The organism is Pseudomonas sp. RIT-To-2 (assembly GCF_029623465.1).
Lineage (GTDB): Bacteria > Pseudomonadota > Gammaproteobacteria > Pseudomonadales > Pseudomonadaceae > Aquipseudomonas > Aquipseudomonas silvicola.
The window spans coordinates 142,084-162,137 of record NZ_JAPYKM010000008.1 but is presented as its reverse complement, the minus strand read 5'-3'; the positions used below and the strand labels follow the sequence as shown (position 1 = coordinate 162,137).

General features: G+C 62.7%; 20 protein-coding genes. 12 read left to right on the top strand and 8 right to left on the bottom strand.

What is annotated here, in order from left to right; translation table 11 throughout:
• Positions 1-11: 11 nt before the first annotated feature.
• Positions 12-1,466, bottom strand: coding sequence for a tRNA uracil 4-sulfurtransferase ThiI (thiI, locus tag QBK88_RS09985; RefSeq protein ID WP_268146106.1), 1,455 nt, complete (start codon positions 1,464-1,466; stop codon positions 12-14).
• 332 nt (positions 1,467-1,798) lie between these two features.
• Here thiI and glnA point away from each other — a divergent pair, with 332 nt between their 5' ends.
• From glnA to ntrC, 6 genes are all read left to right on the top strand, one after another.
• On the top strand, positions 1,799-3,205 hold the full coding sequence (glnA, locus tag QBK88_RS09980; protein ID WP_268146108.1) for a glutamate--ammonia ligase: 1,407 nt from the start codon (positions 1,799-1,801) through the stop codon (positions 3,203-3,205).
• A 106-nt stretch (positions 3,206-3,311) separates the two neighbouring features.
• Complete coding sequence (locus tag QBK88_RS09975; RefSeq protein WP_277961919.1) at positions 3,312-3,863, top strand: chorismate mutase; 552 nt, start codon at positions 3,312-3,314, stop codon at positions 3,861-3,863.
• 204 nt (positions 3,864-4,067) lie between these two features.
• Complete coding sequence (locus QBK88_RS09970) at positions 4,068-4,601, top strand: DUF4124 domain-containing protein (RefSeq protein ID WP_277961918.1); 534 nt, start codon at positions 4,068-4,070, stop codon at positions 4,599-4,601.
• Positions 4,598-5,194, top strand: coding sequence for a DUF4124 domain-containing protein (locus QBK88_RS09965; protein ID WP_268146114.1), 597 nt, complete (start codon positions 4,598-4,600; stop codon positions 5,192-5,194). Before QBK88_RS09970 ends, QBK88_RS09965 begins: the two co-directional genes overlap by 4 nt.
• A 270-nt stretch (positions 5,195-5,464) precedes the next feature.
• The gene (gene glnL / locus QBK88_RS09960; protein ID WP_158156294.1) at positions 5,465-6,550 is read left to right on the top strand and encodes a nitrogen regulation protein NR(II); all 1,086 of its coding nucleotides are present in this window, start codon (positions 5,465-5,467) and stop codon (positions 6,548-6,550) included.
• Positions 6,547-7,983 carry a nitrogen regulation protein NR(I) gene (gene ntrC, locus QBK88_RS09955; protein ID WP_158156292.1) on the top strand — a complete coding sequence of 479 codons (1,437 nt, stop codon included), beginning with the start codon at positions 6,547-6,549 and terminating at the stop codon, positions 7,981-7,983. Before glnL ends, ntrC begins: the two co-directional genes overlap by 4 nt.
• A gap of 520 nt (positions 7,984-8,503) precedes the next feature.
• Here ntrC and QBK88_RS09950 read toward each other — a convergent pair.
• Positions 8,504-8,944, bottom strand: coding sequence for a hypothetical protein (locus tag QBK88_RS09950; protein WP_277961917.1), 441 nt, complete (start codon positions 8,942-8,944; stop codon positions 8,504-8,506).
• On the opposite strand from QBK88_RS09950, the gene trmL reads away from it, so the two are divergent.
• Positions 8,943-9,398, top strand: coding sequence for a tRNA (uridine(34)/cytosine(34)/5-carboxymethylaminomethyluridine(34)-2'-O)-methyltransferase TrmL (trmL, locus tag QBK88_RS09945; protein ID WP_008367899.1), 456 nt, complete (start codon positions 8,943-8,945; stop codon positions 9,396-9,398). The two genes, QBK88_RS09950 and trmL, sit on opposite strands and share 2 nt — an antisense overlap.
• 70 nt (positions 9,399-9,468) lie before the next feature.
• On the opposite strand, the gene secB is transcribed toward trmL, so the two are convergent.
• The 3 genes from secB to QBK88_RS09930 are packed head-to-tail and all read right to left on the bottom strand — an operon-like array spanning position 9,469 to position 10,673.
• On the bottom strand, positions 9,469-9,963 hold the full coding sequence (secB, locus tag QBK88_RS09940) for a protein-export chaperone SecB (RefSeq protein WP_268146121.1): 495 nt from the start codon (positions 9,961-9,963) through the stop codon (positions 9,469-9,471).
• A 40-nt stretch (positions 9,964-10,003) separates the two neighbouring features.
• A complete protein-coding gene (grxC, locus tag QBK88_RS09935) occupies positions 10,004-10,258 on the bottom strand; it encodes a glutaredoxin 3 (protein ID WP_158156284.1) in 255 nt (84 codons plus the stop codon).
• A 1-nt stretch (position 10,259) separates the two neighbouring features.
• The gene (locus QBK88_RS09930) at positions 10,260-10,673 is read right to left on the bottom strand and encodes a rhodanese-like domain-containing protein (RefSeq protein ID WP_268146125.1); all 414 of its coding nucleotides are present in this window, start codon (positions 10,671-10,673) and stop codon (positions 10,260-10,262) included.
• Positions 10,674-10,883: 210 nt separating this feature from the next.
• On the opposite strand from QBK88_RS09930, the gene gpmI reads away from it, so the two are divergent.
• The 5 genes from gpmI to QBK88_RS09905 all read left to right on the top strand — a co-directional run bounded on the left by gpmI (position 10,884) and on the right by QBK88_RS09905 (position 17,700).
• Entirely contained in the window at positions 10,884-12,419 is a 1,536-nt protein-coding gene (gpmI, locus tag QBK88_RS09925) for a 2,3-bisphosphoglycerate-independent phosphoglycerate mutase (protein ID WP_277961916.1), read from the top strand.
• A gap of 124 nt (positions 12,420-12,543) precedes the next feature.
• The gene (locus QBK88_RS09920) at positions 12,544-13,824 is read left to right on the top strand and encodes a murein hydrolase activator EnvC family protein (RefSeq protein ID WP_268146129.1); all 1,281 of its coding nucleotides are present in this window, start codon (positions 12,544-12,546) and stop codon (positions 13,822-13,824) included.
• A gap of 95 nt (positions 13,825-13,919) precedes the next feature.
• Positions 13,920-15,269 carry a S41 family peptidase gene (locus tag QBK88_RS09915; protein ID WP_277961915.1) on the top strand — a complete coding sequence of 450 codons (1,350 nt, stop codon included), beginning with the start codon at positions 13,920-13,922 and terminating at the stop codon, positions 15,267-15,269.
• On the top strand, positions 15,269-16,060 hold the full coding sequence (locus QBK88_RS09910; RefSeq protein ID WP_277961914.1) for a divergent polysaccharide deacetylase family protein: 792 nt from the start codon (positions 15,269-15,271) through the stop codon (positions 16,058-16,060). Before QBK88_RS09915 ends, QBK88_RS09910 begins: the two co-directional genes overlap by 1 nt.
• A gap of 161 nt (positions 16,061-16,221) precedes the next feature.
• A complete protein-coding gene (locus QBK88_RS09905) occupies positions 16,222-17,700 on the top strand; it encodes a S1 family peptidase (protein ID WP_277961913.1) in 1,479 nt (492 codons plus the stop codon).
• Here the strand turns inward: QBK88_RS09905 and QBK88_RS09900 are convergent.
• The 3 genes from QBK88_RS09900 to hisA all read right to left on the bottom strand — a co-directional run bounded on the left by QBK88_RS09900 (position 17,684) and on the right by hisA (position 20,048).
• Positions 17,684-18,439 carry a substrate-binding periplasmic protein gene (locus QBK88_RS09900; protein WP_277961912.1) on the bottom strand — a complete coding sequence of 252 codons (756 nt, stop codon included), beginning with the start codon at positions 18,437-18,439 and terminating at the stop codon, positions 17,684-17,686. The two genes, QBK88_RS09905 and QBK88_RS09900, sit on opposite strands and share 17 nt — an antisense overlap.
• A gap of 90 nt (positions 18,440-18,529) precedes the next feature.
• Positions 18,530-19,300, bottom strand: a complete 771-nt coding sequence (gene hisF / locus QBK88_RS09895) for an imidazole glycerol phosphate synthase subunit HisF (RefSeq protein ID WP_277961911.1) — start codon at positions 19,298-19,300, stop codon at positions 18,530-18,532.
• Between the two features lie 10 nt (positions 19,301-19,310).
• Positions 19,311-20,048 (bottom strand): 1-(5-phosphoribosyl)-5-[(5-phosphoribosylamino)methylideneamino]imidazole-4-carboxamide isomerase, encoded by a 738-nt coding sequence (gene hisA, locus QBK88_RS09890; RefSeq protein WP_277961910.1) that lies wholly within the window; start codon positions 20,046-20,048, stop codon positions 19,311-19,313.
• Between the last annotated feature and the right edge of the window lie 6 nt (positions 20,049-20,054).

Below are 20,054 nucleotides of genomic sequence, written 5' to 3'. Positions count from 1 at the left end.
GCCCCGGGCGCTTAGCTCGGTCGATAAACGCGCACATTGGCATGTCCCTCACTGAGCAAGTGGTGGGCATGCAGGCGACTCATCACGCCTTTGTCGCAATACAGCAGGTACTGACGGGTGGGGTCCAGTTCCTTGAAACGGCTGTTCAGTGCATAGAACGGCAATGCCTTGACCTCGATGCCTTCGAGTTCAAGGGGCTCGTCTTCCTGGGCGTCCGGATGACGGATATCGACGATCACCTGGCCGGCCAGTGCCTGGCCAACTTCCTCGATCTCGATATCCTGGCCCAGTTCATCGATTACATTGTCGATGGAGACCAGCTTGGCGCGTTCCAGGGCCCGCTCCAGCACGGCCATGTCGAACTGCTGTTCTTCATGGGCAACGCGGTGAGGCTTGGCCTTGGTGGTGGGGTTGACCGAAATCACCCCGCAATATTCAGGCATGTGCTTGGCGAAGTCGGCGGTGCCGATTTCGTTGGCCTGGTCAATGATGTCCTGCTTATGGCTGGCAAGCAATGGACGCAGCAGCAGCTTGTCGGTTGCCGCGCTGATGACGGACAGGTTCGGAAGCGTCTGGCTCGACACTTGCGAGATGGCTTCGCCGGTCACCAGGGCATCAATTTGCAGACGATCGGCCATGCGGCTGGCGGCGCGCAGCATCATGCGCTTGAGAATCACGCCCATGTGGCTGTTGTCGACCTTGCTCAGCAGCTCGCCCACCACTTCCTCGAACGGAATGCTGATGAACAGCACGCGCTGGGAACTGCCGTACTTCTTCCACAGGAAGTGCGCGACTTCCATCACGCCCAGCTCGTGGGCGCGGCCGCCCAGGTTGAAGAAGCAGAAGTGGGTCATCAGGCCGCGGCGCATCATCTGGTAGGCGGCCACGGTGGAGTCGAAACCACCGGACATCAACACCAGGGTCTGCTCCAGCGAACCCAGCGGGTAGCCGCCGATGCCCTGGTGCTGGCTGTGGATGATGAACACGCGCTTGTCGCGGATCTCCAGGCGCACTTCGACGTCCGGGTTCTTCAGCTCGATGCCGGCCGCACCACACAGGCGGCGCAGCTGGCTGCCCACGTAGCGGTCCACGTCCATGGAGGTAAAGGTATGCCTGCCGGCGCGCTTGCAGCGCACCGCGAACATCTTGCCCGGCAGCTGGTCACCGAAATGCTTGCGGCACTGCTCGACCAGGTCATCCATTTCGCCTAAGGGGTATTCGTCCACCTGAAGGAAATGGGTGATGCCCGGGACGCAGCGCAGCCGCTCGATCATTTCGCGCTGGATTTTCGCATCTTCAACGCGGGTGACGACCGTGAGGTTGTCCCACACGCCCTCGACCACCAGCTTCGGGTCCAGTTCACGGAGCACGACGCGGATGTTCTTGGCGAGCTGGCGGATGAAGTTCTTGCGAACCGGCCGGCTCTTGATAGTGATCTCTGGGAAGACTTTTACGATTAGTTTCATGAAAAAACAGCGCGCCAGGTGCCAGCCGAAAAAGAGGGGGCAGGATTATAGCGGAAATTGCTCAAGGTTTGACCAACTATCGTACAGAAGGTTTTCTGTGCGTCATTATGGTGCGCCACGGATTGCTAGCGCATCAAATCAGTGCGACAAAACGGCGCAATTTGCCAAAAAAACGCCGAAACGCCTGGGTTTGGGGCAAAAAACCCATCTCGGGGCACTGGCATGCAAATTGCTCCCTTGTGAGGCAGGTTGCCTTGGCAGACTATCGCGCCCGGCATCACCCAAATTACAGGGCTCACCACTACCAGCCCTTATTCACCCCGGAGGACAACATGTCGAAGTCGGTTCAACTCATCAAAGATCATGACGTCAAGTGGATTGATCTGCGCTTCACTGACACCAAAGGCACCCAGCACCACGTCACCATGCCAGCCCGTGACGCGCTGGAAGATGACTTCTTCGAAGTCGGCAAGATGTTCGACGGTTCCTCCATTGCTGGCTGGAAAGGCATCGAAGCCTCCGACATGATCCTGCTGCCGGACGACGAAACCGCCGTTCTGGACCCGTTCACCGAAGAGCCAACGCTGATCCTGGTTTGCGACATCATCGAACCTTCGACCATGCAAGGTTACGATCGCGACCCACGTGCCATCGCTCACCGCGCTGAAGAATACCTGAAGTCGACCGGTATCGGTGACACTGTATTCGCCGGCCCGGAGCCAGAGTTCTTCATCTTCGACGAAGTGAAGTTCAAGTCCGACATTTCCGGTTCCATGTTCAAGATCTTCTCCGAACAAGGTTCGTGGATGTCCGACCAGGACGTCGAAGGCGGCAACAAGGGCCACCGCCCTGGTATCAAAGGCGGCTACTTCCCGGTTCCACCGTTCGACCACGACCACGAAATCCGTACTGCCATGTGCAACGCACTGGAAGAAATGGGCCAGGTCGTTGAAGTTCACCACCACGAAGTGGCGACTGCCGGCCAGAACGAAATCGGCGTCAAGTTCAACACCCTGGTGAAGAAGGCTGACGAAGTCCAGACCCTGAAGTACGTCGTGCACAACGTTGCCGACGCTTACGGTCGCACCGCTACCTTCATGCCAAAGCCTCTGTACGGCGACAACGGCTCGGGCATGCACGTGCACATGTCCATCGCCAAAGATGGCAAGAACACCTTCGCTGGCGAAGGCTATGCCGGCCTGTCCGACACCGCCCTGTACTTCATCGGCGGTATCATCAAGCACGGTAAGGCCCTGAACGGCTTCACCAACCCGTCGACCAACTCGTACAAGCGTCTGGTCCCAGGTTTCGAAGCACCCGTGATGCTGGCCTACTCGGCTCGCAACCGTTCCGCCTCCATCCGTATTCCTTACGTCAACAGCCCACGCGGCCGTCGTATCGAAGCGCGCTTCCCGGACCCGGCTGCCAACCCGTACCTGGCCTTCGCAGCACTGCTGATGGCCGGCCTGGACGGTATCCAGAACAAGATCCACCCTGGCGACGCTGCTGACAAAAACCTGTACGACCTGCCGCCTGAAGAGGCGAAAGAGATCCCACAAGTTTGCGGCAGCCTGAAAGAAGCCCTGGAAGAGCTGGACAAAGGCCGTGCGTTCCTGACCAAAGGCGGCGTTTTCAGCGACGACTTCATCGACGCTTACATCGCCCTGAAAAGCGAAGAAGAAATCAAGGTTCGTACCTTCGTACACCCACTGGAATACGAGCTGTACTACAGCTGCTGATCCCGTGACGCTGGCGCAAGCCGCGTGATTTGAAAAAGGCCTCCTTCGGGAGGTCTTTTTTATGCGTCAATAAAGCCCGTCATTCGTATAAAAACAAGGAAAGCCCATGCCCCCTTTCATTGCCCGCAGCCTGCTGCTGTGCGCCACAGCCATCACCCTGCCCGCCTTCGCCGATGCCCCAGCCACCCTTGCACCACTGCTCGATAGCGTGGCGCAACGCCTGGAGATCGCCCCCAAGGTAGCCCTGACCAAATGGGACAGCCACAAGCCGGTGCTCGATGCGCCCCGCGAACGGGACGTGATCGCTGGCGCTGGCAAGCTCGCCGCCGACTACAAGCTGGACGGCACCCTGGCCGAGCAGTTCTTCGCCGCGCAGATCGAAGCCAACAAGCTGGTGCAATACAGCCTGCTGTCGCAATGGAACCAACAAGGCAGTGCGCCGGCCACGCCACGCGCAGACCTGGCCAAGGAAATCCGCCCGCAACTGGATGTGCTGCAGAAACAACTGCTGGAACGCCTGGCCGCGTTCGCCCCATCGCGCACGGATACCCAATGCCCACGCTGGCTGGCGGCTGCCATCGGTGCACGAAAAGCGGACCCGTTGCAGCATCAGGCGCTGGTTCGCGCCACTGGGGAGCTGTGCAGCGCACCATCCTGAGTCACGCAATTGTCTTCGCAGGCTTCTCACGCTGGCCGCGTCGGCGGTGCATGCGGTGCGCCTGATACTGCGCGGTGCAAGTGACGCGGCCGGGTCCGCTGCAGGCAAAGCGGGCCATCTGGCGCAACTGCGCCCGGCCATTCTGTTCTATGCTGCGAGCTTGGCCCGCCGGGCTCGTCTTTCCATGGTCGACAGGAAGCGCTCATGCGTTCATGCCTCATGTGTTTACTGATGCTGGTGGCCCTGCCCGCAGCCGCCGAGATCTACAAATACACCGATGCCGAGGGCAATACCGCCTATTCCAACCAGCCCCCCCAGGGCACCACCGCGCAGACGGTGGACCTGCCGCCACTCAACAGCGTGCAGCAACAGGCCCCCGTAGCCCCCATGGCCCCGGCGCCGCGCCAGCGCAACGATGACAACGTGCAGGCCTACCGCACCCTGCAATTGACGGACATCCCGAGCGAGGAAGCCCTGCGCGCCAACAACGGCACCTTTACCGTGGGCGTGCTGATCGACCCGCGCCTGCGCCACGAACACCGGCTGCGCCTGCTGCTGGACGACCAGCCCTACGGCCAGCCCGCCAATGTGCCGCGCCTGCAACTGGTCAACATTGATCGCGGCGACCACCGCCTGGCGGTACAGGTACTGCTCAATGACCGGGTGGTGCAGCAAAGCCCCACCGTGACCTTCACCTTGCAACGCTTCCACCTGCCCCCTGCCGGAAAACGCCCATGAACCGCCTGCTGTTGGCTGCCCTGCTACTGGCGCTGTCAGCCAGCGCGGCAGCCGAGGTCTATACCTACGTCGATGCCCAGGGCAACCGCGTCTATACCGATAAACCCCACGCCAACGCCACCCGTGTGGACATCCGCCCCAGCAACAACATGAGCGCATCGCCGCCCCTGCCTGCCCCGGCACGCAAGGTGAAGCGCAAACAGGCCATCACCCACTACGACATGCTGCGCATCCTGATTCCGGAACCCGACGCCACCATTCACGATGGCGCCGGCAACCTGATCGTCACCGTGACCAGCGAACCTGCGCTGCAACCCAACCACGGCTACCGGCTGCTGCTGGACGGCAAGGTCATCGCCGGCCCCACCGTGAGCCCGGTGTTCCCCTTGCAGAACATTGACCGCGGCACGCACCAACTCGCGGCGGAGGTCATCGATAACCAGGAAACGGTGATTGAACGCACGCCGGCGCAGCCTTTCCACATGCAGCGCATTTCACTGATCCAGAAGCGCCGCATCAACCCCTGCACCACCGACGACTACGGCGTGCGCCCGGAATGCCCACTGGCAGACAAGCCCGAGGACGACGAGTGACAGAGGCGCTATAGTGATGAATGGCGCATCATTTTGGTGCGCAATAAGCTGGCATTTGCGCACTAACAGCCCATTTTGGGTCAAACCTGAACGAGAGCGCCCCCGCTGCGTCACTTAATGAGCAGGGAAAGCGCTATTTTTCGTTGGCCGCGCTTCTTTTCGGAGCCTTGGTTTAGTTCTTGCATTTTAGTTGTATCAGCGGATTACCAGCCCGCGCCGCTTCGGACCGAAACCCGGCGGCCGTGAGCCAAAAGAGGTCAACGACAGCAAATGACCATCAGTGATGCACTGCACCGACTGCTACTGGACAACCTGACCACCGCCACCATTCTGCTCAATGCCGAACTGCGCCTGGAATACATGAACCCGGCCGCCGAGATGCTGTTGGCCATCAGCGGCCAGCGCAGCCATGGGCAATTCATCAGCGAGTTGTTCACGGAGTCGGCCGAAGCGCTCAACTCCCTGCGCCAGGCCGTGGAGCAGGCACACCCGTTCACCAAGCGCGAAGCCATGCTGACCGCGCTGACCGGCCAGACCCTGACCGTCGACTACGCGGTAACGCCCATCCTGAGCAACGGCGCCACCCTGCTGCTGCTTGAGGTGCACCCCCGCGACCGACTGTTGCGCATCACCAAGGAAGAGGCCCAGCTGTCCAAGCAGGAAACCACCAAGATGCTGGTGCGGGGCCTGGCCCACGAGATCAAGAACCCCTTGGGCGGCATCAGGGGCGCCGCGCAGTTGCTGGCGCGCGAACTGCCCGAGGAGAGCCTCAAGGACTACACCAACGTCATCATTGAAGAGGCCGACCGCCTGCGCAACCTGGTGGACCGCATGCTCGGTTCCAACAAGCTGCCATCGCTGGCCATGACCAACGTGCACGAGGTGCTCGAGCGCGTGTCCAGCCTGGTGGAAGCCGAAGCCCAGGGCGGTATCACACTGGTGCGCGATTATGACCCTAGCATCCCGGACGTACTGATCGACCGCGAACAGATGATCCAGGCAGTGCTCAATATCGTGCGCAATGCCATGCAGGCCATCAGTGGCCAAAACGAGCTGCGCCTGGGCCGCATCAGCCTGCGTACCCGCACCATGCGCCAGTTCACCATTGGCCACACTCGCCACCGGCTGGTGACCAAGATTGAAATCACCGATAACGGACCCGGTATACCCGCCGAGCTCCAGGAAACCATCTTCTATCCGATGGTCAGTGGGCGCCCCGACGGTACAGGCCTGGGCCTGGCCATTACCCAGAACATCATCAGCCAGCACCAAGGGCTGATCGAGTGTGAAAGCCACCCCGGCCACACCACTTTCTCGATCTTCCTGCCGCTGGAACAAGGAGCCGCTTCGTCATGAGCCGTAGTGAAACTGTCTGGATCGTCGATGACGACCGTTCCATCCGTTGGGTACTGGAAAAGGCCTTGCAACAGGAAGGCATGACCACCCAAAGCTTCGACAGTGCCGACGGCGTGATGAGCCGGCTGGCCCGCCAGCAGCCCGACGTGATCATCTCCGATATTCGCATGCCGGGTGCCAGCGGCCTGGACCTGCTGGCGCGCATCCGCGAGCAGTTCCCGCGCCTGCCGGTGATCATCATGACCGCCCATTCAGATCTGGACAGCGCCGTGGCGTCTTACCAGGGTGGCGCGTTCGAATACCTGCCCAAGCCATTCGACGTGGACGAGGCCGTGGCCCTGGTCAAGCGTGCCAACCAGCACGCCCAGGAGCAGCAGGGCCTCACCGAAGTTCCGACGCTGACCCGCACCCCGGAAATCATTGGCGAAGCGCCAGCGATGCAGGAAGTCTTCCGCGCCATCGGCCGCCTCAGCCACTCCAATATCACCGTGCTGATCAACGGTGAATCGGGTACGGGTAAAGAGCTGGTCGCCCATGCCCTGCACCGCCATAGCCCGCGGGCTGCGTCGCCGTTCATTGCGTTGAACATGGCGGCGATTCCCAAGGACTTGATGGAGTCCGAGCTGTTCGGCCACGAGAAGGGGGCATTCACGGGCGCGGCCAACCTGCGCCGCGGGCGGTTCGAGCAAGCCGACGGCGGCACCCTGTTCCTGGACGAGATCGGCGATATGCCGGCCGACACCCAGACCCGGCTGCTGCGCGTGCTGGCCGACGGCGAGTTTTACCGTGTGGGCGGCCACACGCCGGTGAAAGTGGACGTGCGCATTATCGCCGCCACCCACCAGAACCTGGAAACCCTGGTGCATGCGGGCAAGTTTCGTGAGGACTTGTTCCATCGCCTCAACGTGATCCGTATCCACATCCCGCGCCTGTCGGACCGCCGCGAAGACATCCCGACCCTGGCCAAGCACTTCCTCAGCCGCGCCGCCCAGGAGCTGGCCGTGGAGCCCAAGCTGCTCAAGGCCGAGACCGAGGAATACCTGAAAAACCTGCCTTGGCCAGGCAACGTGCGCCAGTTGGAGAACACCTGCCGCTGGATCACGGTGATGGCTTCGGGCCGCGAAGTGCACATCGGCGACCTGCCGCCCGAGCTGCTCAGCCTGCCGCAAGACGCCGCGCCGGTGACCAACTGGGAACAGGCCCTGCGCCAATGGGCTGACCAGGCCCTGGCCCGTGGCCAGTCGAGCCTGCTGGATAGCGCGGTGCCAAGCTTCGAGCGCATCATGATCGAAACCGCCCTGAAGCACACCGCGGGCCGCCGCCGCGACGCCGCCGTGCTGCTGGGCTGGGGCCGCAATACCTTGACGCGCAAGATCAAGGAGCTGGGCATGAAGGTCGACGGTGGGGATGACGATGAGGGCGACGACGCCTGATCCGCCGGACCGTTGAAAAAGAGCCCGCCAGCGACCCTGGCGGGCTTTTTCGTGCCAGCTCCCACAGTGTGCACTGCGCATTTTTCGTGCACCGGCAGAAGGCATTTTTGCCCTGCTGGAGGTGAAAAATGGCCTGCCTCGCACCCGCCAGGAAAATACCTTTCGTCACACAACCCGCGTAATACAAGGGCTACAGGCCAGAGCATCACAAAACCGCAACCTGATGAGCGCATTTTTTCAAAACTGGCACGCACGCTGCAATGTACTAAGGGCAAAGGCAAGAACAGCGACACAACCCAGTTTTGGGGTCCTTGGTACAGGCAGGCCGGGGTATCCCCTCTTTACACCGGGACGCGCAGCACTCGACGAGCGCAGCGGTCCCACACCCGTTTTGGGGACCTTGGTACAGGCAGGCCGGGGATTCCCCTTCTTTACAACGGGGCACGCAGCACGCGACCAGCGCTGCGTTCCCATCCCGCTTTTGGGGACCTTGGTACAGGCAGGCCGGGGATTCCCTCTTTTATTCCTCCCGGAGGCTGAGCTTCAGCCTCCAGCGCCCTTCTTCTTTCTCACCGCTGATATCACCCTGCAAGGGGCGAGCCGCGATCACGTTCAGCAACAGGCCATTGTCACCGGGCTGGGTACGCCAGTTGGCCTTCTTGCCGTCGATGTCCACCTGGCCGTTACGGGTCAGGCCATGCGCCTGGAACTGCACCACCAGGGCGCCGTCCACGGTGGTGGCCTGCACCTTGGGCTCCCCGGTGAACCACAGCACCAGGGCCGCGGGCTGTTCTTCGATCTTGATCAGTTCCAGGGTGTCGGGGTTGGTCAATTTGCCGATCATCAGGCCCACCATCAAGCCAATGATCGCCAGCGAAAACAGTACGCGCGGGAACAGGCTCGGACGCGGGTCCGGTTCAGGGGTAGAATGCTGCCCGTCTTTCAGTTCGGAGCCGTGCATGTTTCACGTCATCCTTTTTCAACCAGAGATACCGCCCAATACAGGCAACATTATACGGCTATGCGCCAACAGCGGCTGCCACCTGCACTTGATCGAACCGATCGGCTTCGAGCTCGATGACAAGCGCCTGCGCCGTGCCGGGCTGGACTACCACGAGTACGCCACGCTCAAGCGCCACGCCGACCTTGCCAGCTGCCTGGAGTCGCTGGGCAACCCGCGGCTGTTCGCTTTCACCACCAAGGGCTCCAAGCCGTTCCACGAGGTCAGCTTCGCCGATGGCGACGCTTTCCTGTTCGGCCCGGAAAGCCGCGGGCTGCCACCCGAGGTGCTCGACCCGCTGGGCAGCGACCAGCGCCTGCGCTTGCCGATGCGCGAAGGCTGTCGCAGCCTGAACCTGTCCAACACCGTGGCCATCGCCGTGTACGAAGCCTGGCGCCAACTCGGTTTCGCCTGAGGCGCTGTAGCCTGGCGGCAGCGGCTACAAAAAAAGCGCCCCGTGGGGCGCTTTTTGCGTGGCGGCAGGGTTACTGCAGCGACGGCTTCGGTGCTTCGCCAGCTTCCTGCATGCGCTGCAGCTCTTGCGCGTACAGGGCGTCGAAGTTCACCGGGGCCAGCATCAGGGCCGGGAACGAACCACGAACCACCAGGCTGTCCAGGGTTTCGCGGGCATACGGGAACAGGATGTTCGGGCAGAAAGCACCCAGGGTGTGGCTCATGGACGCATCGTCCAGGTTCTGGATCAGGAAGATGCCGGCCTGCTGAACTTCAGCGATGAAGGCCACTTCTTCACCGTTCTTGACGGTAACCGACAGGGTCAGCACCACCTCGTGGAAACCTTCTTCCAGCGCCTTCTGGCGGGTGTTCAGGTCCAGGGCGACGCTTGGTTCCCACTGCTGGCGGAAGATGGCCGGGCTTTTCGGCGCTTCGAACGACAGGTCGCGCACGTAGATGCGCTGCAGGGAGAATTGCGGGGCGTTGGCTGCTTCGTTGGCCGCGCCGGTGTTCTGTTGATCAGTCATCGCAGATCCTTCTTACATTAAGTCGTAACGTGGTTTGAATTCAGGCCTGGAGCAGCGCGTCGAGCTTGCCGGCGCGCTCCAGTGCATACAGATCGTCACAGCCGCCCACATGGCGCTCGCCGATCCAGATCTGTGGTACCGAGGTGCGACCGGCCTTCTGGGCCATGGCAGCGCGAACCTGCGGCTGGCCGTCGACGCGGATTTCTTCGAAGGCGACACCCTTGCTTTCCAGCAGGGCCTTGGCCCGCATGCAGTAGGGGCACCAATCGCTGGAGTAGACGACGACGTGGCTCATTTCACTTTACCAGTGGGAGGTTGTCAGCACGCCAGCTGGAAACACCACCTGACAGTTTTGCCGCGTTGTAGCCCGCTTTCAGCAGCTCACGGGCAGTGGTGCCAGCATGCTGGCCGATGCTGTCGACGATGATCAGGGTCTTGCCCTTGTGCTTTTCAAGCTCGGCCATGCGCGAGGCCAGCTTGTCCTGCGGAATGTTCAGGGCGCCGACGATGTGGCCGGTGGCGTAGTCTTTCTTGGCGCGGATGTCGATGACCACGCCCTGCTCGGCATTGACCAGTGCGGTCAGCTCACGTGGGCTCAGGCTTTTGCCGCCACGGCTCGCTTCCAGCGCAAGCAGCATGATCAGCAGGATGGCGAAAGCGCCGACGAGCAGATAGTGATTTGTGGCGAATTGAAGCAGGTGATCGACCATCAGCGGATTCCAGGGCGTTAAAATGTCGGCCAGTATACACAGCCGTCAAAGTGGGCCAAAGCCCGCCGGGCGCAACCTTCATGGAACCGGGCCCCCAGGGCCTTGTCTGTGGTTCATGAGTGCGATTGATGAAGGTTATTCGCAAGCGTCGGCCACTATGCCCTAAAATACGCTTCTCCTTTTCCCTCTGACATACCCGCGAGTGGATCTATGACAACCACGCCTAAACCTTTGGTCCTGATCATCCTGGATGGTTTCGGTCACAGCGAAAGCCACGACTACAACGCTGTCTATTCGGCCAGGAAGCCGACGCTCGACCGCCTGACCAAGGAAATGCCCAACGGCCTCATCTCCGGCTCTGGCATGGACGTGGGCCTGCCCGACGGGCAGATGGGCAACTCCGAGGTCGGCCACATGAACCTGGGCGCCGGCCGCGTGGTGTATCAGGACTTCACCCGGGTAACCAAGGCCATCCGCGACGGCGAGTTCTTCGAGAACCCGATCATCTGCGGCGCCGTGGACAAGGCCGTCAAGGCGGGCAAGGCCGTGCACATCCTCGGCCTGCTGTCGGACGGCGGCGTACACAGCCACCAGGACCATATCGTGGCCATGGCCGAGCTTGCCGCCAAGCGTGGCGCCGAAAAGATCTACCTGCACGCCTTCCTCGACGGCCGTGACACCCCGCCCAGGAGCGCCGAAGCCCCGCTCGAACTGCTGGACAAGACCTTCGCCCGCCTGGGCAAGGGCCGCACCGCCAGCATCATCGGCCGCTATTTCGCCATGGACCGTGACAACCGCTGGGACCGCGTGGCCGCCGCTTACGAGCTGATCGTCGACGGCACCAGCGCATTCGACGCGGCCACCGCCGTTGACGGCCTGAAGGCCGCCTACGAGCGCGGCGAAAGCGACGAATTCGTCAAGGCCACCAGCATCGGCGACAAAGTGCGCGTCGAGGATGGCGACGCCGTGGTGTTCATGAACTTCCGCGCCGACCGTGCCCGCGAGCTGAGCCGCGTGTTCGTCGAAGACAACTTCGCCGACTTCCCGCGCAAGCGTCAGCCTAAGACCGCCGGTTTCATCGGCCTGACCCAGTATTCTGCGAAGATCCCGGCACCAGCCGCCTTCGGCCCCAGCAGCCTGCACAACGTGCTGGGCGAGTACCTGGCCAACAACGGCAAGACCCAGCTGCGCATTGCCGAGACCGAAAAATACGCCCACGTGACCTTCTTCTTCTCCGGTGGCCGCGAAGAGCCGTTCCCGGGCGAAGAGCGCATCCTGATCCCATCGCCGAAGGTCGCCACCTATGACCTGCAGCCGGAAATGAGCGCCCCCGAGGTCACCGACAAGATCGTCGACGCCATCGAAAACCAGCGTTTCGACGTGATCGTGGTCAACTACGCCAACGGCGACATGGTCGGCCACAGCGGCGTGATGGACGCGGCGATCAAGGCCGTGGAGTGCCTGGATACCTGCGTGGGCCGCATCGCCGCCGCGCTGGAGAAAGTGGGCGGCGAAGCGCTGATCACCGCCGACCACGGCAACTGCGAGCAGATGGAAGACGAGTCCACTGGCCAGGCGCACACCGCGCACACCACCGAGCCGGTGCCCTTCATCTATGTGGGCAAGCGCAAGCTCAAGGTCCGCGAAGGCGGCGTGCTGGCCGACGTGGCACCCACCATGCTGTACCTGATGGGCCTGCCCAAGCCGGAAGAAATGACTGGCCACTCGATCCTGAGCGAAGGCTAAGCTCATTGCGGGGGCCCTGGCCCCCGCCCTGGATGAAACGTCGGGCAGTTGCCCCTTGGACGTTTTTTTTGCAGCTCGCGGCGGGCATACTAGGCCCGTCTCCACACTGGTATCGCCCACCCCCATGCTTCGCGCACTGATAGCCCTAGCCCTGACCTGCCTGCTGAGTACGGCCTACGCCGACGACCGTGAGCAAACCCAACAGCAGTTGGATGCCACGAAGCAGGACATCGCCGAGCTGAAGAAACAACTCAGCCAGGTGCAGGAACAAAAGAACGGCGTGCAGAAAGACCTGCGCGGAACTGAAACCCAAATGGGCAAGCTGGAGAAGCAGGTGGAGGCCCTGCAACAAGAACTAAAAAAGACCCAAGGCGAGCTGGATCGCCTGGCCCTGCAAAAAGATCAACTCCAGCACAGCAAAACTGAACAACAGCGCCTGATCGCCATCCAGGCCCGCGCCGCCTACCAGGGCGGCCGCCAGGAATACCTCAAGCTGTTGCTCAACCAGCAGAACCCGGAGAAATTCGCCCGGACGCTGACCTATTACGACTACATGAGCAACGCGCGCATGGCGCAGCTCAAGCAGTTCAATGAGACCTTGCGCCAGCTGGGCAATGTCGAGAAAGACATCGCCGGCCAGCAGGCCCAGTTGCTTGCCCAGCAAAGCAGCCTGGACAGCCAGCGCCAGGACCTGGACAAGGTGCGCAAGGAACGCCAGGCCGCCCTGGCCAAGCTCAACGACAGCTACAAGCAGCAGGACCAGAAGCTCGCCTCCCGCCAGCAGGACCAGGAAGACCTGGCGAAGGTGCTCAAGACCATCGAGGAAACCCTGGCGCGCCAGGCGCGCGAGGCCGAGCAAGCGCGGCAGAAGGCCCTGCTGGCCCAGCAGGAAGCCGAACGTCAGCGCCAGCGTGAAAACGCCCAGGCCAAGGCGGATGATGAGCCGAAACGGCCCAAAACCGTGCCAGGTGCACTAGTCTCCAGTGGCGGCGCCAATTTTGGCGGCCCATTTGCAGCGGGCCGAGGAAAACTTCCATGGCCTGTCGATGGTCGACTGTTGGCGCGTTTTGGTGAAACTCGCGGCGACGACGCCCGCACCAAGTGGGATGGTGTCATGATCAGTGCACCGGCCGGCACCCAGGTGCGGGCGGTTCACGGTGGCCGCGTAGTGTTCGCCGACTGGTTGCGCGGCGCGGGACTTCTGGTCATTCTCGACCATGGGGACGGCTATCTGAGCCTGTATGGGCATAACCAGAGCCTGCTCAAGGGCGCTGGAGATGTAGTGAAAGCCGGCGAGGCTATCTCGACGGTAGGCAGTAGTGGTGGGCAGGACACGCCGGCGCTGTATTTTGCCATTCGCCAGCAAGGTCGCCCCAGCGACCCTGCACAATGGTGCCGCGGCTGACGCGGGCACCGACAACAAGGGCGTTATGGCCGTCGTGACTGACGGCACGCCGATGCCCCGAAAGGCGCAAAACCAGGATTAGGAGTTCGTTCGTCATGCTGCACTTGCCCCGCCTTACCTCGCTGGCCCTGACGATCGCCGTGGTGATCGGCGCCCCCCTGGCCCGTGCGGCCGAGCCCGCGCGCCTGGCCGCCACCACCACGACCGCCCCCGCGCCTGCCACCGCGCCCGTGGACCCGAGCAAAGCACCGCTGCCGCTCGACGAGCTGCGCACATTCGCCGAGGTGATGGACCGCATCAAGGCCGCCTACGTGGAGCCGGTGGACGACAAGACCCTGCTGGAGAACGCCATCAAAGGCATGCTCAGCAACCTCGACCCGCACTCGGCCTACCTGGGCCCGGAAGACTTCCAGGAGCTGCAGGAAAGCACCAGTGGCGAATTCGGCGGGCTGGGCATCGAAGTAGGTGTGGAAGACGGCTTCATCAAGGTGGTCTCGCCCATCGACGACACCCCGGCCAGCAAGGCGGGCATCGAGGCGGGCGACCTGATCGTCAAGATCAACGGCCAGCCCACCCGTGGCCAGACCATGACCGAGGCCGTGGACAAGATGCGCGGCAAGGTCGGCGAGAAGATCACCCTGACCCTGGTGCGCAGCGGCGGCACGCCGTTTGACGTGACCCTGGCCCGCGCCATCGTGCAGGTCAAAAGCGTGAAGGCGCAGATGCTCGAAGACGGTTACGGCTACATCCGCATCACCCAATTCCAGGTCAAGACCGGCGAAGAGGTCTCCAAGGCCCTGGCCAAGCTGCGCAAGGACAATGGCAAGAAACTCAACGGCCTGGTACTGGACCTGCGCAACAACCCGGGCGGCGTGCTGCAAGCCGCCGTCGAAGTGGTGGACCACTTCATCAGCAGCGGCCTGATCGTGTACACCAAGGGCCGCATCGCCAACTCCGAGCTGCGCTTCTCGGCCACCGGCCACGACGAAAGCGACGGTGTGCCGCTGGTGGTGCTGATCAACGGCGGCAGCGCCTCGGCGTCGGAAATCGTCGCCGGCGCCCTGCAGGACCACAAGCGCGGCGTGCTGATGGGTACCGACAGCTTCGGCAAGGGCTCGGTGCAGACCGTGCTGCCATTGGCCAACGACCGCGCGCTGAAGATCACCACGGCGCTGTATTACACGCCTAACGGCCGCTCCATCCAGGCCCAGGGCATCGTTCCGGACGTGGAAGTACGCCAAGGCAAGCTGACCCGCGACCAGGACGACGAAAACTTCAAGGAAGCCGACCTGCAGGGCCACCTGGGCAACGGCAACGGTGGCGCCGACCGTCCTTCTGGCAAGAACCCGATCGGCAAGGCCAAGGCCCGCCCGCAAGATGGGGACTTCCAGCTGAGCCAGGCACTGTCGCTGCTCAAGGGCCTGAGCGTCACCCGCAACAAGTGATGCCTCTACGCGCCGTACTGCTCGCCCTGCTCTGCTGCCTGTCCGGCCTGGCCCACGCCGCGCCGGACAGCAGTGACGCCAAGCCGCGCAAAGCCTACTTCACGCTGATAATCGACGACTTGGGGCAGAACCTGCCCCGGGACCGTCGCGCCCTGGCGCTGCCCGGCCCGGTCACCCTGGCGGTGATGCCCGATACCCCCCATGCCGCCGACTTCGCCCGCGAAGCGCACAAGGCCAGCAAGACCGTGATCGTGCACATGCCCATGGACCCCGCCACCGGCCCGTTCGCCTGGCACCCCGACCTGCCCATGGATGAACTGCGCGCGCGCCTGCAGGCGGCGCTGAAGTCCGTGCCCTACGCCGCCGGCATGAACAACCACGAGGGCAGCAAGATGACGTCGCAGCCAGAGGCGATGGCCATGCTCATGGGCGAGCTGCAGGCGCGCAGCCTGTTCTTCGTCGACAGCCGCACCAGCGCGGCCACGGTCGCGGCCGCCAAGGCCCAGGACATCGGCCTGGCCCATGTCTCGCGTGACGTGTTCCTGGATGACGTGCGTACCCCTGAAGCGGTGGCCAAGCAATTGCAGACAGCCATCACCCATGCGAAAAAGTTTGGCTCGGTGGTGGTGATCGGCCACCCCTACCCGGTTACCCTGGACATGCTGGAACGCGAGCTGCCCAACCTCAAGGCCAATGGCATCGACTGGATTCCCATCCGCCAGATGATCGCCCAACGGGCCAACCGCGCCATGCCCGCCCATGGCAAGAACGGCACCTACACCCCGAAATAGCCCAGCCGCACGCACGCCCTCTCCCCTGCTGCAGGCCCGAGCTTCGCCCGGCCCCATAAGCAACAGAGCACGCCTCTCGGTTTTCCCAGAACAACTAACTACCTCAAACACCCTTCGCTCATGGGATCTACTGCGGTTTTTTCCACCGTAAGGATTTCACCATGAGACCACTGACCACCCTGGCCAGCCTGCTGTTGCTGACCACTACCGCCAACGCAGGCGACTTCGGCGAAGGCCTGACCAACCTGGGCCCCTCGGTGCTGCTGGAAAACAAGGATGGCCGCTACGACCACTGGACCGGCATCGGCCGCCTGGAAAGCCGGGGCAACCGGCGTTGCTCGGCGGTACTGCTGGACACTCGTACACCGGACAGCCCCGTGCATGCCCCCGCTTACTTGCTGACCAGCGGCCATTGCACCCACACCTCGCTGGGCATGATCGCCAACGACCTGCCCATTCAGGGGCACGTGGAGTTCAATTATTTCAAGGACACCGCGGGCCAGCGGCGGGTCTACCCACTGCAGACGCTTGCCTGGAGCAGCCAGCAGAACATTGACCTGGCCGTGGTGGAGCTGGCCGTCAGCCTGGAGCAGGTGATCAAGGACGGCGTGCAGCCGCTGAGGCTGGCCGCCAGTCCGGCGACGCCCAACATGCCGGTCCTGGCCGTGGGCGCCCCCGAGACCACCAGTGGCTATACCCTTCGCGCCTCGGCCTGCACCGTGGAGCGGCTGACCGATATTGTCGAGCACCCCTATGTATGGCGGGCGAACCTCACCAACCGTTGCCAGGACCTGTTACCCGGCGCCTCGGGCAGCCCGCTGCTCAGCCGGGAAGACAACCGTATTCTTGGCATTACCGGAACCACCACCCGAGGTAGCCGCGAAGCGGACCAATGCCTGACGGATGCCCCCTGCGAGGTCGAGAGTGGTGAAGGCACCTGGTACGCAGATACCAACTACGCCAGCTCCATCGAGCGGCTGCCGGCCTGCTTCGCCAACGGCCGGTTCGACAACAGCCTGCCGGGGTGCGACATGGCGCCTGGCTTTGCTCTGACGCTGCAGAACCCGCACTACCTGCCGGCAGCCGCCAACGCGCGCAACAATGACTGGCGGCTGCCATTCACCACCAACACCGAGTATGTCTACCACAAACTGGTACGAAACCCATTGCAGTGCCAGAACACTGAAGGCTACAGCACAGGGGCTTCGGGGCAGACCGCCATGATTACCCTGCCAGCCTCGCTTGAAGCGGGTATTCATCTGCTGTGCATACTGGGCCTGGACGACCTTCAGGCCGGCCTTTCGGCCGCGTTGCTCAGCAATGTGTTCACCTTGCCCATTCAGGTGGTCCCCGACGGAGCACAGCCACCGAGCTCCCAGCTGATCATCACCCCCCTGCCCAACGGCAAGCAGAACGTCGCGTTCCAGCGCAGCCATGCCTTACCCCACTACACCTACAAGTATGGCCCCCCTGAAAGCACCGACTGCAGTGACAACAGTGGCTACAAACATGCTTTCTACAACTTCACGCTTTCGGCCCACTTACTACCCGCCAAGCTGTGTACTCGCGTATGGGACCTGGCCGGCGACCCATCGCCACCCCGGGAAGACCTGCTGGAAGTCGCTACAGATAACGGTTGAGGATATCGTCGACCCGGCCCTCGGCGCGCAACTGGTCGAGGGCCTTTTGCAGTCTGGCGACCACCTCGTCCGGTACCTCCTTGTTCAACGCCAGATAGAGCTCGGCGCTGCTGAAGCGCAACACGGTCTTGAGGTTGCTGACCCCCTCCAGGCGCGCGAGATAGCGGCCAGCCGGGTCACCCGTGGCCCAGACGTCGATCTCGCCATCCATGAGCTTCTGGGCGTTGTCCTGGTCACGCAAGGCAATGACCGGGTGCAGGCCTTGGCGGCTCAGGGTTTCGGCAATGGCATCGCCTTTGTAGGCGCCAATCCTGAGGTGCCGTGCCTGTTCCAGCTTGTCGAGCTTGAGCTTGCTGTCGGGGCGGGCGAGCAGAATCCAGTCATCCGGCCCGATGGGCCCCACCCATTTGAACGATTGCTCACGCTCGGGCAGGCGCGCGGTGACGAACACCCCATAGTCGGGGTTCTGCATGGCGAGTTTGTAGATGCGGTCCCAGGGAAAGCGCAGGGTCATGCTGTAATGAATATCGGCGCGTTTGAACATCTCACGCACCACATCGGCGGCGATGCCCTGGATATTCTCCTCGCGGGCGAAATTCTTGCCGTCGGCGGCCATGTTGTAAGGCGGGAAGTTTTCGGTGAGCAAGACCAGGGAGTAGTCGGCTGGCACTTCGGCACGAGCACCCAAGGCAAACGACAGACAGACACCGGCGAACAAGGCAAACACGCAACGCTTCATGACAGTCGAGCCCCGAATCCATGGCACTACCGACTGTAGGGGCTGGCTTGCTGGCAAGCCAGCCCCTACACCTGTTTCTTCACAACCTTGTCAACGAACGACGATACCGCGCTGTGCCATGTACGCCTTGGCTTCCGGCACGGTGTATTCGCCGAAGTGGAAGATGCTGGCAGCCAGCACCGCGCTGGCATGGCCTTCAAGCACGCCGTCGGCCAAGTGCTGCAGGTTACCGACGCCGCCCGAGGCAATCACCGGGATGCCCAGGGCATCGCTGATGGCCCGGGTAACGCCCAGGTCGAAACCGTTCTTCATGCCGTCCTGGTCCATGCTGGTCAGCAGGATCTCGCCAGCACCCAGGGCCTCCATCTTCTTGGCCCACTCCACGGCATCCAGGCCCGTGGGCTTGCGGCCGCCGTGGGTGAAGATTTCCCAGCGCGGGGTTTCACCCAGGCCGGAGACCTTCTTGGCGTCGATGGCGACCACGATGCACTGGGAACCGAAGTGCTGGGCGGCCTCGCCCACGAACTCGGGGTTGAACACCGCCGCGGTGTTGATCGACACCTTGTCGGCGCCAGCGTTGAGCAGGTTGCGGATGTCCTGAACGGTGCGCACGCCACCGCCCACGGTCAGCGGGATGAACACCTGGCTGGCCATGCGCTCGACGGTATGCAGGGTGGTATCACGGCCATCGACGCTGGCGGTAATGTCCAGGAAGGTGATCTCGTCCGCGCCCTGCTCGTCGTAGCGACGGGCGATTTCCACCGGGTCACCGGCGTCGCGGATGTTCTCGAACTTCACGCCCTTCACTACACGGCCGTTGTCTACGTCCAGGCAAGGGATGATGCGTTTGGCCAGCGCCATGGTCCAGTCCTCAGCCTTTGTAGGAATCGCAGAAAGCCTGGGCTTCGGCGACGTCAAGGGTGCCTTCGTAGATGGCACGGCCAGTGATGGCGCCGATGATGCCAGGTGCCTTGGCGTCCAACAGGGCCTGGATGTCGCCCAGGTTGTGGATGCCGCCGGAAGCGATGACCGGGATCCTGGTGGCCGCGGCCAGGGCAGCGGTGAACGGTACGTTGCAGCCTTGCATCATGCCGTCTTTGGCGATGTCGGTGTAGACGATGGCGCTGACGCCGTCGGCTTCGAAACGCTTGGCCAGGTCGATGACCTGCACGCTGCTCACTTCAGCCCAGCCGTCGGTGGCGACGAAACCGTCCTTGGCGTCCAGGCCAACGATGACCTTGCCCGGGAAGGCCTTGCACGCCTCGGCGACGAACTCGGGCTCTTTCACGGCCTTGGTGCCGATGATGACGTAGCTGACGCCGGCCTTGACGTAGTGCTCGATGGTTTCCAGCGAGCGAATGCCGCCGCCGATCTGGATCGGCAGGTTGGGGTAACGCTTGGCGATGGCGGTCACCACTTCGCCGTTGACCGGCTGACCTTCGAACGCGCCGTTCAGGTCGACCAGATGCAGACGGCGGCAGCCGCCCTCCACCCACTTGGCAGCCATGCTCACCGGGTCATCGGAGAACACCGTGGAATCTTCCATGCGGCCCTGGCGCAGACGTACGCAGGCACCGTCTTTAAGATCGATAGCGGGAATAATCAGCATCTGGCA

Excerpts from the sequence above, each read along its gene's own strand:
- thiI (WP_268146106.1), bottom strand. The coding sequence starts at position 1,466 with ATGAAACTAATCGTAAAAGTCTTCCCAGAGATCACTATCAAGAGCCGG.
- glnA (WP_268146108.1), top strand. The coding sequence starts at position 1,799 with ATGTCGAAGTCGGTTCAACTCATCAAAGATCATGACGTCAAGTGGATT.
- QBK88_RS09975 (WP_277961919.1), top strand. The coding sequence starts at position 3,312 with ATGCCCCCTTTCATTGCCCGCAGCCTGCTGCTGTGCGCCACAGCCATC.
- QBK88_RS09970 (WP_277961918.1), top strand. The coding sequence starts at position 4,068 with ATGCGTTCATGCCTCATGTGTTTACTGATGCTGGTGGCCCTGCCCGCA.
- QBK88_RS09965 (WP_268146114.1), top strand. The coding sequence starts at position 4,598 with ATGAACCGCCTGCTGTTGGCTGCCCTGCTACTGGCGCTGTCAGCCAGC.
- glnL (WP_158156294.1), top strand. The coding sequence starts at position 5,465 with ATGACCATCAGTGATGCACTGCACCGACTGCTACTGGACAACCTGACC.
- ntrC (WP_158156292.1), top strand. The coding sequence starts at position 6,547 with ATGAGCCGTAGTGAAACTGTCTGGATCGTCGATGACGACCGTTCCATC.
- trmL (WP_008367899.1), top strand. The coding sequence starts at position 8,943 with ATGTTTCACGTCATCCTTTTTCAACCAGAGATACCGCCCAATACAGGC.
- QBK88_RS09950 (WP_277961917.1), bottom strand. The coding sequence starts at position 8,944 with ATGCACGGCTCCGAACTGAAAGACGGGCAGCATTCTACCCCTGAACCG.
- secB (WP_268146121.1), bottom strand. The coding sequence starts at position 9,963 with ATGACTGATCAACAGAACACCGGCGCGGCCAACGAAGCAGCCAACGCC.
- grxC (WP_158156284.1), bottom strand. The coding sequence starts at position 10,258 with ATGAGCCACGTCGTCGTCTACTCCAGCGATTGGTGCCCCTACTGCATG.
- QBK88_RS09930 (WP_268146125.1), bottom strand. The coding sequence starts at position 10,673 with ATGGTCGATCACCTGCTTCAATTCGCCACAAATCACTATCTGCTCGTC.
- gpmI (WP_277961916.1), top strand. The coding sequence starts at position 10,884 with ATGACAACCACGCCTAAACCTTTGGTCCTGATCATCCTGGATGGTTTC.
- QBK88_RS09920 (WP_268146129.1), top strand. The coding sequence starts at position 12,544 with ATGCTTCGCGCACTGATAGCCCTAGCCCTGACCTGCCTGCTGAGTACG.
- QBK88_RS09915 (WP_277961915.1), top strand. The coding sequence starts at position 13,920 with ATGCTGCACTTGCCCCGCCTTACCTCGCTGGCCCTGACGATCGCCGTG.
- QBK88_RS09910 (WP_277961914.1), top strand. The coding sequence starts at position 15,269 with ATGCCTCTACGCGCCGTACTGCTCGCCCTGCTCTGCTGCCTGTCCGGC.
- QBK88_RS09905 (WP_277961913.1), top strand. The coding sequence starts at position 16,222 with ATGAGACCACTGACCACCCTGGCCAGCCTGCTGTTGCTGACCACTACC.
- QBK88_RS09900 (WP_277961912.1), bottom strand. The coding sequence starts at position 18,439 with ATGAAGCGTTGCGTGTTTGCCTTGTTCGCCGGTGTCTGTCTGTCGTTT.
- hisF (WP_277961911.1), bottom strand. The coding sequence starts at position 19,300 with ATGGCGCTGGCCAAACGCATCATCCCTTGCCTGGACGTAGACAACGGC.
- hisA (WP_277961910.1), bottom strand. The coding sequence starts at position 20,048 with ATGCTGATTATTCCCGCTATCGATCTTAAAGACGGTGCCTGCGTACGT.